The sequence below is a fragment of the Arsukibacterium sp. UBA3155 genome, assembly GCA_002364615.1.
Classification (GTDB): Bacteria; Pseudomonadota; Gammaproteobacteria; order Enterobacterales; family Alteromonadaceae; genus Alishewanella.
Genome location: DEYP01000013.1, coordinates 191,871 through 205,679, shown reverse-complemented (window position 1 = coordinate 205,679; position 13,809 = coordinate 191,871). Strand labels below are relative to the sequence as shown.

15 protein-coding genes are annotated in these 13,809 nt (G+C 47.2%); 7 read left to right on the top strand and 8 right to left on the bottom strand.

The window, feature by feature from the left end:
* The 7 genes from B2X65_RS04970 to B2X65_RS04940 all read left to right on the top strand — a co-directional run.
* Positions 1-148 (top strand): flagellin (locus B2X65_RS04970; RefSeq protein WP_290611047.1); only part of this gene is annotated, 148 nt, incomplete at its 5' end.
* A gap of 362 nt (positions 149-510) precedes the next feature.
* Entirely contained in the window at positions 511-1,488 is a 978-nt protein-coding gene (locus B2X65_RS04965) for a flagellin (RefSeq protein WP_290611042.1), read from the top strand.
* Positions 1,489-1,556: 68 nt separating this feature from the next.
* Positions 1,557-2,027 (top strand): flagellar protein FlaG, encoded by a 471-nt coding sequence (locus B2X65_RS04960; protein ID WP_290611041.1) that lies wholly within the window; start codon positions 1,557-1,559, stop codon positions 2,025-2,027.
* Between the two features lie 24 nt (positions 2,028-2,051).
* A complete protein-coding gene (gene fliD / locus B2X65_RS04955; RefSeq protein WP_290611040.1) occupies positions 2,052-3,455 on the top strand; it encodes a flagellar filament capping protein FliD in 1,404 nt (467 codons plus the stop codon).
* Positions 3,456-3,473: 18 nt separating this feature from the next.
* Positions 3,474-3,908 carry a flagellar export chaperone FliS gene (fliS, locus tag B2X65_RS04950; protein WP_290611039.1) on the top strand — a complete coding sequence of 145 codons (435 nt, stop codon included), beginning with the start codon at positions 3,474-3,476 and terminating at the stop codon, positions 3,906-3,908.
* A complete protein-coding gene (locus B2X65_RS04945; protein WP_290611038.1) occupies positions 3,898-4,200 on the top strand; it encodes a hypothetical protein in 303 nt (100 codons plus the stop codon). Before fliS ends, B2X65_RS04945 begins: the two co-directional genes overlap by 11 nt.
* Before the next feature lie 3 nt (positions 4,201-4,203).
* Complete coding sequence (locus tag B2X65_RS04940; RefSeq protein WP_290611037.1) at positions 4,204-6,288, top strand: 6-hydroxymethylpterin diphosphokinase MptE-like protein; 2,085 nt, start codon at positions 4,204-4,206, stop codon at positions 6,286-6,288.
* Between the two features lie 34 nt (positions 6,289-6,322).
* Here the strand turns inward: B2X65_RS04940 and B2X65_RS04935 are convergent, their stop codons facing one another.
* Genes B2X65_RS04935 through B2X65_RS04900 form a run of 8 tightly spaced genes read right to left on the bottom strand, consistent with a single transcriptional unit; the run spans position 6,323 to position 13,806 of the window.
* Complete coding sequence (locus B2X65_RS04935) at positions 6,323-7,087, bottom strand: oxidoreductase (RefSeq protein WP_290611036.1); 765 nt, start codon at positions 7,085-7,087, stop codon at positions 6,323-6,325.
* On the bottom strand, positions 7,077-7,775 hold the full coding sequence (locus tag B2X65_RS04930; protein ID WP_290611035.1) for a cytidylyltransferase domain-containing protein: 699 nt from the start codon (positions 7,773-7,775) through the stop codon (positions 7,077-7,079). The genes B2X65_RS04935 and B2X65_RS04930 overlap by 11 nt, the downstream gene beginning before the upstream one ends.
* On the bottom strand, positions 7,772-8,746 hold the full coding sequence (locus B2X65_RS04925; RefSeq protein WP_290611034.1) for a Gfo/Idh/MocA family protein: 975 nt from the start codon (positions 8,744-8,746) through the stop codon (positions 7,772-7,774). Before B2X65_RS04925 ends, B2X65_RS04930 begins: the two co-directional genes overlap by 4 nt.
* Positions 8,746-9,801 carry a nucleotidyltransferase family protein gene (locus B2X65_RS04920; protein WP_290611033.1) on the bottom strand — a complete coding sequence of 352 codons (1,056 nt, stop codon included), beginning with the start codon at positions 9,799-9,801 and terminating at the stop codon, positions 8,746-8,748. The genes B2X65_RS04925 and B2X65_RS04920 overlap by 1 nt, the downstream gene beginning before the upstream one ends.
* A gap of 7 nt (positions 9,802-9,808) precedes the next feature.
* Complete coding sequence (locus B2X65_RS04915; RefSeq protein WP_290611032.1) at positions 9,809-10,447, bottom strand: acetyltransferase; 639 nt, start codon at positions 10,445-10,447, stop codon at positions 9,809-9,811.
* Complete coding sequence (gene neuB, locus B2X65_RS04910; RefSeq protein ID WP_290611030.1) at positions 10,437-11,510, bottom strand: N-acetylneuraminate synthase; 1,074 nt, start codon at positions 11,508-11,510, stop codon at positions 10,437-10,439. Before neuB ends, B2X65_RS04915 begins: the two co-directional genes overlap by 11 nt.
* Entirely contained in the window at positions 11,507-12,661 is a 1,155-nt protein-coding gene (gene neuC / locus B2X65_RS04905) for a UDP-N-acetylglucosamine 2-epimerase (protein ID WP_290611029.1), read from the bottom strand. The genes neuB and neuC overlap by 4 nt, the downstream gene beginning before the upstream one ends.
* Positions 12,661-13,806 carry a LegC family aminotransferase gene (locus B2X65_RS04900; protein WP_290611028.1) on the bottom strand — a complete coding sequence of 382 codons (1,146 nt, stop codon included), beginning with the start codon at positions 13,804-13,806 and terminating at the stop codon, positions 12,661-12,663. Before B2X65_RS04900 ends, neuC begins: the two co-directional genes overlap by 1 nt.
* Positions 13,807-13,809 lie beyond the last annotated feature (3 nt).

Genomic DNA, 13,809 nt, shown 5'->3' with positions numbered 1-13,809 from the left:
TGGCGCGAAGTCACGGATCAAAGACGCTGACTTTGCCGCAGAAACGGCGATGTTAACCCGTAATCAGATATTGCAGCAGGCGACCACCACGATCCTGGCGCAGGCAAATCAGCGGCCACAAGCGGCATTAAGTTTACTGCAGGGTTAATAGCGGTAACAAGCGCAGCGCGGAGCATTTAAAAGGAAAAGCCTGCAGCATGGGTAATGCTGCAGGTTTTTTTGTTCTGTTTTGCATCTATTTTTCATCAAGTCATATTTAAAAACCACGCAAATTACTGATAAATAAAGATTTAATAAAAATCCTTCCAGAATTGAAAAATAAATCAAAAATTTACTAAAGCTTTATAAAGTCTGGCCGATACAGATTATAGGGGAACTGTATTAGTGACCTTGTTTTAGCAGAGTGGTGGGGTAACCAGCCTGTTAAATCATAGAACTTATGCTGTTTAAGTGTGGCGGTGGGGTAACCGCTACAGCCAAAACAGTTCTGTTAAATTTTGGAGGCTACATATGGCTTTAACAGTCAATACTAATGTGAGTTCGTTAAACGCACAGCGTCAGTTAATGCAAAGCGGCAACGCACTGGACACATCATTTAAACGCCTGTCATCAGGTTTACGTATCAACAGTGCTGCTGATGACTCTGCCGGTTTACAAATCAGTAACCGCTTATCTGGTCAGATCAACGGTTTAAATCAGGGGATCCGAAATGCAAATGACGGTATTTCACTGGCTCAGACTGCTGAAGGTGCGTTAGAAGAAGTGACCTCAGCGTTTCAACGAGTAAGAACTCTGGCACAACAAGCATCAAACGGTTCTAATACCGACGAAGACCGTTTGGCAATCCAGGAAGAAATTCGTTCATTAATGAGTGAAGTCAACCGGGTCGCTAAAGACACCACGTTTGGTGGTCAAAACTTACTTGATGGCAGTTATAAAGCCAGCTTCCAAGTGGGTGCTGATGCCGTGCAGACCATCGGTTTTAGCATGAAAAGTGTCGGTGGTACGGCTGCAGGCAACTTAATCAGTGCCAACGGCGGCTTTACATTATCTGGTATTGCTGGTGCTGCCTCGACAGTGACAGGAAATGCATTATCTGCAAATGTTGATATTTCAGCACTTTCTGCTGTCGATTCTAGCGTTGCATTGGCAGATGTAGATTTTGCCGCTGCGTTTGTTGCTAGTGCGATTAGTGTCTCCACTCAGGGCAATGCCCAAATTGTTCTTGCAGGTATGGATTCATTAATTGCGGTAGTAGATAAAAAACGTGCTGAATTAGGTGCGGTACAAAACCGGTTCCAGTCTACTATTCGTAACCAATCGAACATTTCTGAGAACCTGTCTGGTGCTCGCAGCCGGATCCAGGATGCTGACTTTGCAGCTGAAACCGCTGCACTGACCCGTAACCAGATCCTGCAGCAGGCAAGTACTACTATCCTGGCGCAGGCAAACCAGCGTCCACAGGTAGCATTATCGCTTTTAGGTTAAGCTAAAGGATAAGCTATAGTTAGTTGGCCAGTGTTACACTGGCCAACGACTTTACGCCGGAGGTTTTTATGTCCGTGGAAACGTTATTCAGCAAAGATAATCGGCTTACCGATCCTGGCTTAGACAGGCAGATAACGGCGAAAGCTGTCCGGCCTGACTCTGTTGCTCAGGCAGACTCAACTGAAACTGCAGTTCAGCAACCTCTGAAAGAAAATGCGGCTCGGCTTAATGCCATACAACAAAATGAGAAAACGAGCACAGAACCAGCAGAGAAACCGGTGCGGGCGATAGAATTTGATACTATTCAAATTCGGCAAACACTGGAGCAGATCAGCAAATTAATTCCTATTGCCAATACCAAATTAGTATTTGAGTTTGATGAACTGGGTGATCCACCTATCATTAAAGTCATAGACAAGAACAGTAACGAGCTGATCCGGGAAATACCGTCTCAGGATTTGCTTAAAGTCGCTCAAGCTTTTTCTGAGATGGCCGATAACTTAAATAAGGCCGGCGCACTTATCAATTTCAAGGCCTGATACGATTCACAGGAGCACGCTATTATGGCAACGATTACTTCAGCTGGAGTTGGTTCAGGTTTAGATCTGGAAAGTATTATCCAGGCAACAGTAAATGCTGAAGATTTACCGAAGATGCAGCGTTTTGAAGCGACCAAAACCCGGTATAGTGTGCAACTTTCTGGCTTAGGCGCCGTTAAATCTTCCTTATCTGCATTTCAGGATATTATCAAAAAGCTGGCTGACCCGGAGAATTTTACCAAGCGCAGCAATACTATTGTGCAGCCGGCATCAGGCGACGTTATTTCGGTCGCGGCTAACAGCAGTGCGACACCCGGTAATTTTAATATTAAAGTTAATCAATTAGCCCAGGGTAGTCGGGCCACCACCACCTCCGCCTTTACTGCGCCATCTGATGTGGTTAGTGCCAGCGGCGGTAAGTTAACGATTGCGGCGGGTGACAAAAGTTTTGAAGTGGATGTTGCCGCGGGTGCAACGCTCGAAGAAGTGCGGGCGGCGATTAATGAATCCGCAACAAACTTCGGTGTATCAGTCAATATTATTAATACCGGCGGCGCAACGCCCGAGGCCAAGTTGGTAATCAGTTCCAACGTGAGTGGTACCGGTAACGATTTAACCATTACCAACGACACCGCCGAGCTGGACAACATTTCAACAACGGCCTTTAGTGGCGGTGCGGGTGGCCTGAGCATTGCTGCAACTGATATGGCGCGTGATGCCATCGTTGAAGTTGATGGCATCGCGGTAAACAGTGCGACCAATATTTTTAAAGATGCGATTCAGGATCTGACGTTTACTGCAAAAAAAGTTAGTGTAGGTACTGAGACCGCAAAACTAACCGTCGATTTTGATAAAACCGGCGTAGAAAAACTGATAGATGAATTTATTACTGCGTTTAACAACGCGGCTGGGACAATCGAATATCACACAAAAGCTGGCGCTGCGCTTTATGGCGATTCTGGTATGCGCGGTTTGAAAAATCAGCTTACTAATACATTATCTACTGTGGTGTCCGGTGCTGGCGGTTTTGAAACCTTGTTTGATGTAGGTATAGGCTTAAAGAAAGATGGCAAACTGGAAAAATCGTCTTTGGTGCGTAGTGTCAACGCAGCGTTAACCTCAGATTATGCCAATGTAGGCAAATTATTTTCTGGCGAAAATGGCTTGGCTAAAACGTTTGAGTCTTTGCTAAATACCCAGTTAGAAGCTAAAGGTAGTTTTAAATTTCGGGAAGAGTCGTTAAACAAATCGATGCGCCAGCTTGAAGATGACAAATTATCGCATGATTACAGAATGACTCAGTTGGAAGCTGGTTTGCGTGCGAAATATGCGGGTTTAGATGTACTGATTGCTCAGATGCAAAGTTCTGGAAGTTACATTACGCAGCAACTTGCCAATTTACCCGGGTTTACCAGCAATAAAAAATAACGTTTAGGAGCTACGTATATGAGCAATGCAAAATTAAAGTTTTATCAGAAAGAAGCCACTAAAACCCAGTTGGCTGAGGCATCTCCATATAAAGTTATTCAAATGCTGATGGCGGGCGTGCTGGATAATCTGGCGTTAGCAAAAGGCGCATTACAACGTAAAGACCTGGAAACTAAAGCGAAGATGTTATCAAAGGCTTCTGCAATTCTGGAGTCGTTACGTTCGTGTCTGGACGAATCGCAAGCACCGGAATTGGGTCAGAATTTATACGCTTTGTATAGCTATATGATGGACCGACTGGTGGATGCCAGCGTTGAGAAAGACAGCACTACTGCTATTGATGAAGTAGCAGATTTATTTCGTCAGATAAAATCAGCCTGGGATGAAATTCCGTTCAGTGCGCAGCAACAGGCTGAATCTCAACGTGCGGTCGCACACGCTAATGTCGGCTGATATCCAAAGCGCTGAACAGCAATTTACAGATCTACAGCAGCTTGTTGTTCAGGAGCAGTATCTTGAAGCTGCTGAAGCGGTAAGTAGGTTCCAGCAACAATTGCAACAGCTTTTTTCTACGGTTACCGGCCAGGATCAGGCAGAGCAGAAGCGCTTACAGCAACTGGCAGAAAATTTTCTGGATATGTTAGCAACGCTCAACAAACAGCAACTGGAAATAAAGGATAGCATCAGTCAGATTGCTGCGTTAAAGTCAGGGAATAAGATCAGTAAAACCTACCAGATAGATTAATTTATGACTGAGTTAGAACAACTGTTGCAACAGGCTGAAACTGCCCTTTCAGAATTAATGCAGCAAAATGCCAGAGAACAACAGTTCGCCAAAACATCACTGCAATTATTCGATAAAAACATCGTTGCTTTTGAAAAGTACTATCCCAGCATTGCATCTACTATTAAAGCCTTTCAGCCTCGTAAGGGCTTTAAAATTTTAGTGACATCTACCGGTGATGGGAACTTTATCCCCGTTAACTCTACTGTGCCAATTTACTCAGATAATCCGATTGAGCAAACCCGGCAGCAACTGCAGAAAAACACGGCTAAAGGTTATTACAGTCTGACTCAGTATGGTTTTAGCGTAGCAGACAACGATCATCGTATTCATAGCCGCTATATGGCCGAACTCGGTAAAACCATTCAGCGGTTTGAAGAAAAAAAAGCAGATAAGCTTTCTGAACTGCCCAAGCATTTTCCAACAGCAATGTTGTTTGGGGTAGGGCTGGGCTATATCGTTACCGAACTGCTGAGCAAGCATAGCTTTGACTATATTTATATCAATGAACCCGATCTGGAAGTGTTTTATGCCAGCTTGTTCTGCACCGACTGGTCTGAAGTCATTCAAGCTGTTGACGCCGAGGGTGGTACCTTATTTTTTCAAATCGGGCTAAGTGTTGAGGAATTCTTTACCGCGCTCTATATGGTGGCTGCCGATGTCGGGGCATATTCGATAATTCGCTCATTCTGTTATCAACACTACCCGTCTGTTGAAGTAAACCAGCAGATAGCTGCTTTTTTTAATCGCTACTATGAGCTTCAGGCAGGGTTTGGTTTTTACAATGATGCGATTACCGGGTTGGCGCATTGTCTGAAAAATTATCAAAGCGACACGAACTTTTTGGTGCCCGTTAAACCCAGAAAGTATATTGAGATGCCAGTGGTTATTGTTGGCAATGGCCCATCGCTGGATGCGGCATCGGAAGCATTAAAAGACATTCAGGACAATGTGATTATCTTCGCGTGTGGTACAGCGTTGGGCTCTTTAGCAAAACTGGGTATTAAAGCTGATTTTCATGTGTTGGTTGAACGCCCCAAAACAACCTACGATGCGCTGTTAGATAGTTTTGACAAATCTCACTATGCTGATTTAAACCTGCTTGCAGTGGATGTGATCTATCCTGATGTCATTGACCTTTATAAATGGTCGGGCTTAGGATTAAAAGGTCCGGAAGCGGCCACAGTATTTACTCAGCTTATCGTGCTGGAAGATTATAAACAGTTGTTGCCTTCAATGGCCCACCCGGGTCCATTAGTGGCAAATACCGCATTATCTTTTGCATTTAACATCGGCTTTCGTGAAGTGTATCTGTTTGGCGTAGACAATGGTTATCTGGACGGAAAAACGCACTCTGCCAATAGTATTTACGCCAGCAATGAAAACTATAAAAAAGTTGTTGATAAGGGCGCCAAGCACCCGCTTAAAGGTAATCTTACCCAGGATGTCATGGCAACAAACTTGTTGAAACTTGCTCATGAACATATGGAGAGACTGTTAAAAACGGATAAAAAGATCACGGTTTACAATGTTGGGGAAGGGGCTTTTATAGAAGGTGCCTTGCCCATAACAGAGCAGGATGTTTTTATTAGTAAAAGCCAGCAGGTAAAAGAGGATGTTGTCGAACAGGCTAAGCAAAAGTTTTTCAAAAAATTTGAATTTAGCGTCGACGACCAAAGACTGGCATTTGATTTATTTGATGATATATGTGACCACCTTAACGATATTGCCAGTGAGAGTTTTAGTAGCAGAAAGGAAGCGTCTGATATATTGCGGCGCCAGGCTCGATATGTTTATGCATTCAGAAACACCCGTTACGCTCATTTATTCCACATGATTAAAGGCTCGTTACTCTATTATCATTGCCCCATGCTGACCTTGTTGTATCAGTTCGATGATGAAAACGTATCATTGGAGTGTTTTGCAGCACTGCTGGAGCTTTGGAAGCGCTATGTCAGTGCTATGAAAGTTGATTATCGGCAAAGCTGGAATAAAAAATGCGATTGGGGTATGGATATCGTGTTTGCTAATAAAAACAAAACGAAATAATTTCTACTATTATGCCACACAACGCCGTGTGGCTTTAGCCACAAAGCGTAAAGCCATCATCGACGACAATATTTTGCCCGTTGGTAAAACGGGCATGGTCTGACAGCAGAAACATAATGGCGCCTGTGATATCGGCAGCGTCCAACATGCCTTTGCCCAGTGTTTTAGTTCGGTAAGCCTGCAGAAAAGGTTCTGGCTGGTTATCGCTAATGCCCCCCGGGCTAACCAGGTTAACGCGAAAACGACTGTCAGCAATATAAGATGCCGCGTATTTACTCAGATGAATTAATGCCGATTTAATGGCGGCATACTCTACCGGCATGGTCATTGCTGTATTGTTATAAATATCAAAGCGTGGTGCGACCACACCATATACAGATGACAGGTTAACCAGCGAAAATTCGCGTGGCTGTTGTTTGAAGTATGCCGCACATTGCTGCATAAACAAAAAAGCGCTGCCAAGGTTAAGCGATAAGTTGTCGTTAAAACTTTGCAGGCTGACCTCAAAAAAGTGTTTACCGTAATCTTTGTTGCGCGGATAGCTGCAGTTAACCGCGCCATCGGGTTGATATTGGCTCAATATTTCGCTGATACTATCAGCCTGCTGCAGATCGAGAGTGGCCAGCTGCAATTTGTCATTATGGATATCAATGCCATCTTGTAACAGCAGGTGTTCCAGCTTGTTCTGGTCAAGATCACTGGCAATAACCATCGCATTTTGCGCCAAACAGGCTTTAACCACAGTACGGCCAATTAAGCCACCGGCACCGGCAATCAGAATAGTTTTGTTATCCAGCATGCTTGTCCCCCTTCAAAATCGCTTCAGCCAGCATAAAGTCGTAAATATCATCTATGTCTACCGCACGCTCTTTGGGTACCACAATACTGGTGATCATGCCATCAAACAGTTTTTCTTGCTGCAGGATAAAGTCTGGACGGGCGGCATACACAACGGTAGTGATATCAAATACGGCAGGGGCATCCTGACGACGATGGACACCGCTTGGCAGACTACTTACCAATTGCACCTTTCCCATCGCATCGCGTACCACCATATTGAAAAAGGGGTTTCGATTAGCGGCAGTCACCGCCAGGCATAAGTCGGCTTCGCTCTGTTTAAGTTGATGTATCGCATTACTGACATCAGCAGCGTTCCTTAGCGGGCTGGTGGCAGGTAAGCTGACAAAGGTGTTAAAGTCACCTAAATGTTGCCGCACGTGCCGGATGGCATGCTGCCATGCCGCCCACTCCGGTGCGGTATCGGTAGCCAGTTCTGGTGGACGGACTATCACCTCAGCGCCAGCTTCTCTGGCGCAGCGGCCAATATTTTCGCAGTCGGTGGAAACAAAAACGTGACTGATCTCCTTAACCTGCCTGGCCACTTCAATGGAATATTGCAGTAAAGGTTTCCCAGCCAGCGGCTTAATGTTTTTGCCTGGTAACCCTTTGGATCCCCCTCTGGCAAAGATAAAGGCAATACAACTCATAAATTCTCCAGTGCCCCCTGCAGTTTTGCTTTGGCAATCAGCTGGACAGTCGCTGCGGCGGCGGTAAAGTTTGTGGTATCGCTGTCGCGTTGTTGCACTTTTTGCCAGAACGCATTTAGCATGGTCAGGTACATGTTGTTTTTATCATAACCGGCATCATCATAAAGCAGATGTCGCTGGTTGTGCTCCTGCAAGGTGATGGTATTGGCAATTAGATCCCAGTCAAGTCTGCCGTTGCCGGCAATAAAGCTGCATTGCCTGAAAGGGGTTTGCTGAATAAAATCAAGGTGAACAAAGCAACTGGTGTGGTTCTCGTTTTCCAGAACTAACTCGCTGATGTCTTCCACATCCAACGTTAGTAAACCACTGTGTCGATTGCGGGCATATCGAAGCTGTAAGGGGCCCAGTAACCATTGCAGGTAGTCCAGCTCATGGCTTAGCTCCAGCAATGCTCCACCACCGAGCGCGGCTTGCGCCGACACCGATACCCGATAGTCGCTATCCGGCCGCCAGTGCGGTAAGTACTGACCAACCTGAGCAATAACACTGTAGATCCGACCCAAACGCTGCGAGCTTATCAGCGTTTTTACCATCTGCGCCGCCGGTAAATAACGTAAACAGTAGCCAATATCAATAATGCTAGCGGGATAGCGTTGTACCAGCTGCATAAACTGCTCTGCTTGCAATGAACTGGCGCACAGCGGCTTTTCTACCAGCGCCGGAATGCCTTCTGCCAGCAACGCCTCGGTGTGCTGCAAGTGCAAGCTGGCTGGTGAAGCTACCACAACAAAATCGGGTTGCAAGGTCAGCAGCTTTGCTAATGAAACCATTTTTGCGTTCGCGGTCACGTTGGGTGCTTCGCGGCCACTGGCACTGACTGCCAGTAACTGAGCGTCGGGAAAGAGGGTGCGTAAATTAGTCAAATGCCGTTTGCCGATGCTACCCAGGCCAATAACGCCAAACTGTGGCATTAAAACAGCCCCAGATTTATCACATCAATTTGCGCCCGCTGATAATCGTCAATCCGGCCGATATCTAACCAGTACTCGTGGATCGGGAACATTAATACGGCATTATTTTGCTCAATATTTTGCTCCAGTAAGGTTGGCATATCGATCCGTTGATTGGCTTTAACCTGCCGGCGCACCTGAGGTGATACCACATAGATCCCGGCATTAACAAATAAGCGTTGGATCGGTTTTTCGATCATCCCGGTGACTTTGTTGCCATCGCCATTAATCACCCCAAACGGGATCTGGTATTCATAATCACGCACGCACATGGTGGCATCAGCCTGCTGTTTATTGTGAAATTGCAGCAGTTGCTCAAAGTCTATGGTGGTAAGTAAATCACCGTTCATCAGAATTAATGGCAGCTCCGGTAAGTTATCAGGCAATAAGCCCAGGGCGCCACCGGTACCCAGTGGTTCCTGCTCGTATATATAGTTGATACTAACGTTCCAACGGGAGCCATCGCCAAAATAAGCCTGAATTTGCTCGGGCATATAATGCAGCGAAATATAAAAATTATGAAAACCGGCGCGGATAAAGCTGTTCAGTACGATTTCTAATATCGGTTTTTCACCGACTTTGAGCATCGGTTTGGGGCAGGCATCCGTTAGCGGTTTTAGCCGGCTACCAAACCCACCCGCCATCAGAAATACCGGGTTGTCGTACAGCACAGAATCTTCTGCACTTTGCAGGGTTTCCAGGCCAACCACTTTACCGTCTTTCACCAATGGGATAGATAGCAGCTTTTTGCGCGTCATTAGTTTGACCAGATCGCGTCTGGGCGTGCCGGCCTCGGCTGTTAGCGGCTTGGTATTCATGACTTCGGTAACCGGGCTTTGCAACGTGCAGTTGCGCAGCAGTCCGCGGCGAATATCACCATCGGTCAGTACGCCTTGCAAGGTGTCGCTGGCGTCTACCACCAGTGCGATTCGCAACGCTTCTTTGTCAAGTAATAGCAGGGCATCACGAATGCTGCTGTCGGGGGTTATCGCGGTATTTTTCCAACTGGTCGTCATAACAGCCTCACTCAGCTTTAATAAAGGGCCGGGCAGAATAGATTTTCTGATTATCTAGCAAGTTACATACCACGGTGCTACCCGCGCCTACCAGCGCATTTGCGCCAATTATCTGGCTTTGGATCACCGTTGCGCCGGCACCAATATAACTATTGTCGCCACAGGTTACGCCACCGCACAATACTGCTCCAGGACTGACGACGGTATGAGGGTGCAATACACAGTCATGCTCGATAATAGCGCCACTGTTGATTAACACATTGGCATGAAGAATCGCATCGGTGTTGATGATAGCGCCTGGCAATACCTGCACACCTTGCCCAATCTGGGCGCCACTATCAACTACTGCACTGCTGGCGATGACACTGAAAAACGAATACCCCAGCGCTGAAAAATGTTCAAACAACCTGCGGCGCACGGTCTGGCCGGGAAGGGCGCCAATACCATTAACCAGCATCACATCCTGCGGTTTAAAGCGAAGCACATCATCATCAGATGTCAAAAAAGGTATGCTATCAAATCTGGCCGATGCCGGGCGCTGCGGTGCGCAGACGGCTGCCACAGTAATGCCTTGCTGTTGCAGCAACGAGAGCAGCACCTTGGCATGGCCACCGGCGCCAAGCATCACTATGGGTTTATTCTGCAAAGGGTTCTCCCTCACGGTAAGCCCGACTGGCACTTTTACCAAGCAGATCCCAGTAATGATAGGGGCTGGTGCCGGTGCCCGGTCTTTTACAGGCAATTAATTCTGCCGTAAGTTGTTCTCCTGCCTGGATAGCACGGCTTGCCACCAGGCTTTTTCGGGCTACCGCTTTATTAGCCAATTCAGACGGTGCCGGCCGTTTTATGCCATCTCCCAACGCCTGCTCGACTTCGCGGATGGCCTTTACCATCTGGCTTAATTCATCCGGTTGCAGTGACGCTTTGTGATCCGGCCCTGGCAGGTTTTTATCCAGAGTGAAATGTTTCTCAAGTACCGTCGCGCCCCTTGCCACTGCGGCAATTGCAATCGCAATACCGGCACTGTGATCGGAATAACCTACCGCTAAACCAAATGCAGCAGCCATGCTGTCCATTGCAGTTAAGTTTATGTCAGAGGCTGGGGCAGGATACTCGGTGGTGCAGTGTAACAACGTCACTTTTTGCTTCAGCGCAGTCTGGCCTTGCTTGCTGGCATAGGCCTTAGCAAAAGCGGATGCCGTTGGTTTTGCCTCAACAGGCATGGTAAGTCCAAAGGCAATAACCCCAAGCACTGCTTCAATTTCTGCCAGATTGGCCATGCCGGTCGAGACAATCAGATCTCGCTGACTTCTGGCATGTTGCAACACAAAGGGCGCATTGGTAATTTCACCGGATGGTATTTTCAGCAAGTTAAGTTGCAGCGGGCCAAGTAAAAACTGCAGACTGAGGTCGTCAAATGCGGTCGATAAAAAGCCGATGCCGCGCTGTTTGCTATAGGCCTGTAAGCGTAAATGGGCATCATAACTCAGCTCCAGCCGGCTTAGCATTTGCAGCTGTGACTCGGTCTGGCCGGTGTTTCGTTGCTGATACGTCGCCTGTTTTGCCTCTGCGGTTGCCAGGGATTTTGCATTAAATGTCTGAAATTTAACAATATCCGCGCCAGAAGCCACAGCGGCATCCACTAAGGCAAAGGCAAGATCTTCATCGCCATTGTGGTTAACGCCAGCCTCGGCAATAATAAGTGTCATAACTTTGCTCCCGGCAGATCATAAAATTTTTTGACCGGATTAAAATGCAACTGCTTGATCATCTGAATGACGTTGGCACTGACATTACCCTGGCCATATGGATTGTCGCCAACAGGGATAGCATTGCTAAGTACACGCTTTATACTGGCAGCAATGTCGCTGGTATCTATGCGGCAGTGCTGAACCGAAGGTGCTGCCAGTCGCCCTTGCTGCCTTGCCCCGATATTGACGGTTGGCACGTTAAAAGCCGGTACTTCAATAATGCCGCTGGAAGAATTTCCGATAATCGCTGCAGCATGTTTTACTGCACTAAGATAACGAAGCTGCCCCAATGACGTAACGGCCAAAACCCTGTCAGGCTGCTCGGCAGCATAGCTTAACAGCCGTTCAATAATTTGCCGGCCGCCTTCATCAGCGTTCGGGTAGGTTAGAATAATCTGGTATTGCTTAAACTGGTCAAGCGCGTTTAACAGCGCATTAAAACTGGCCAATGGCGGCTCTTCTGCCAAGGTTACCGGATGATAAGTGACCACAAAATACGGTTGGTTCAGTTTAAAATCCAGCGCGTCAGCCAGCTGGTCTCTGCTCAATAAGCGCGTGCGCTTAAGATGGTCTAAACCGATAGCACCCACATTTTTCACTCGTTCGGGTGACTCACCCAGCTGAATGACCCGCTGGCGGTATACCTCAGTTGACGTTGCATGCCAGTAACTGAGCTTGGTAATGGCGTGGCGGATCGCATCATCAGTCGCGCCTTCGGTAATTTCACCACCATGAAGATGTAGTACCGGTATTTTCATCAGCATAGCAGCCTGCGCCGCCGCCAACGCTTCAAATCTGTCGCCTAGCAGGATCAACACATCTGGTTGCAGCCGGGACAGGCTATCGGCCAGACCGATGAGCGCCAGGCCCATACTTTTTACCGTACCTACGCTGCTGTCTGATGAAAGCAAAATCTCAATTTTATCAGCAATATCAAAGCCATCAGCAATAATTTGCTGATAAGTATTGCCAAATTCCGGTGATAAGTGACTGCCGGTTACCAGCAACTGTAACTGCAATTCTGAGTCAGCATTAATATCGTGTAACAACCAGTAAAGGAGACCATATTCCGCTCTGGTACCGGTAAATACCGCCACTTTCTTCTGCATTATGAAAGCTCCGAAACACTGCTGGGCAGGTTAATCAGGCGCTGCGCCAGGTTTTCTGCGAATGGCAGCGGACCGCGCATTGCATCCTTAAACGCGGGTAAGTGATGCATAAGTTGCCACACTGGCCGGGTCATTACGCCGGCATCATTGGTACTTTGCAACAACTGATCGCGGCTTTGCTGATCCGGGCAAATAATCGCATTTAACCAGAAATTGGCCTGGCACTCTGCCGGTTCGTCGACAAACTGATAGGCAGAGTCAGCAAAGAACGTTTTGTATTGCATGGCCAGTTTACGCTTCTGAGTCAAAAAGTAGCTGAGCCGTTCCATCTGGGCACAACCTAGCGCGGCGTTCAGGTTTGGCAATCGGAAATTAAAACCGGGTTCATCATGATAAAACTCCCAGCGATGCGGCACCTTCGCGGTGGTGGTGATGTGTTTAGCATGGCTGCCATCTTGTTCTGTGGCGCACAGCAGCATGCCCCCCCCTCCGGTGGTAATAATTTTATTGCCGTTAAAACTCAGCGCCCCAAATTGTCCAATAGTGCCGGTATGCCGGCCTTTGTAAAATGACCCCAGACTTTCCGCGGCGTCTTCAATCAGGATAAGCTGCCATTGTTGACAAATTTGCGATAACTCATCCAGTGCCGCAGGGTGACCAAAGGTATGCATTGGCATCACCGCACGAATACGTTGGCCGTTACGTTTTAAATAACATCCGTCATCGTCAGTTTTTGCATGTTGTTGCAAAAATTCTGCCAGCGCCTGCGGGCAAAGTGATAACGTTGCAGTGTTAATGTCCACAAATACCGGGGTTGCCCCCATATGATACAGCGCGTTACAAGTGGCAACAAAAGTCAACGGCTGTGTTATCACTGCATCTCCCGACTTTACGCCTGCCAGATACAGCGCCGTATGCAATGCGGCAGTACCGTTAACGGTGGCAACTGCTTGTGCCGTACCAGTAAAGGTCGCTATTTTTGCTTCGAACTCATCTACAAACTTTCCTACACTGGAAACAAACGTACTCTCAATGGTTGCACTAACGTACTTCAACTCATTTCCAGCAAACACGGGGGCATGCAACGGAATAAATTCATTGCTCTGGTAAAGGTCGCGAATAAAACTAACAAGGGCTGCGTTCATAAT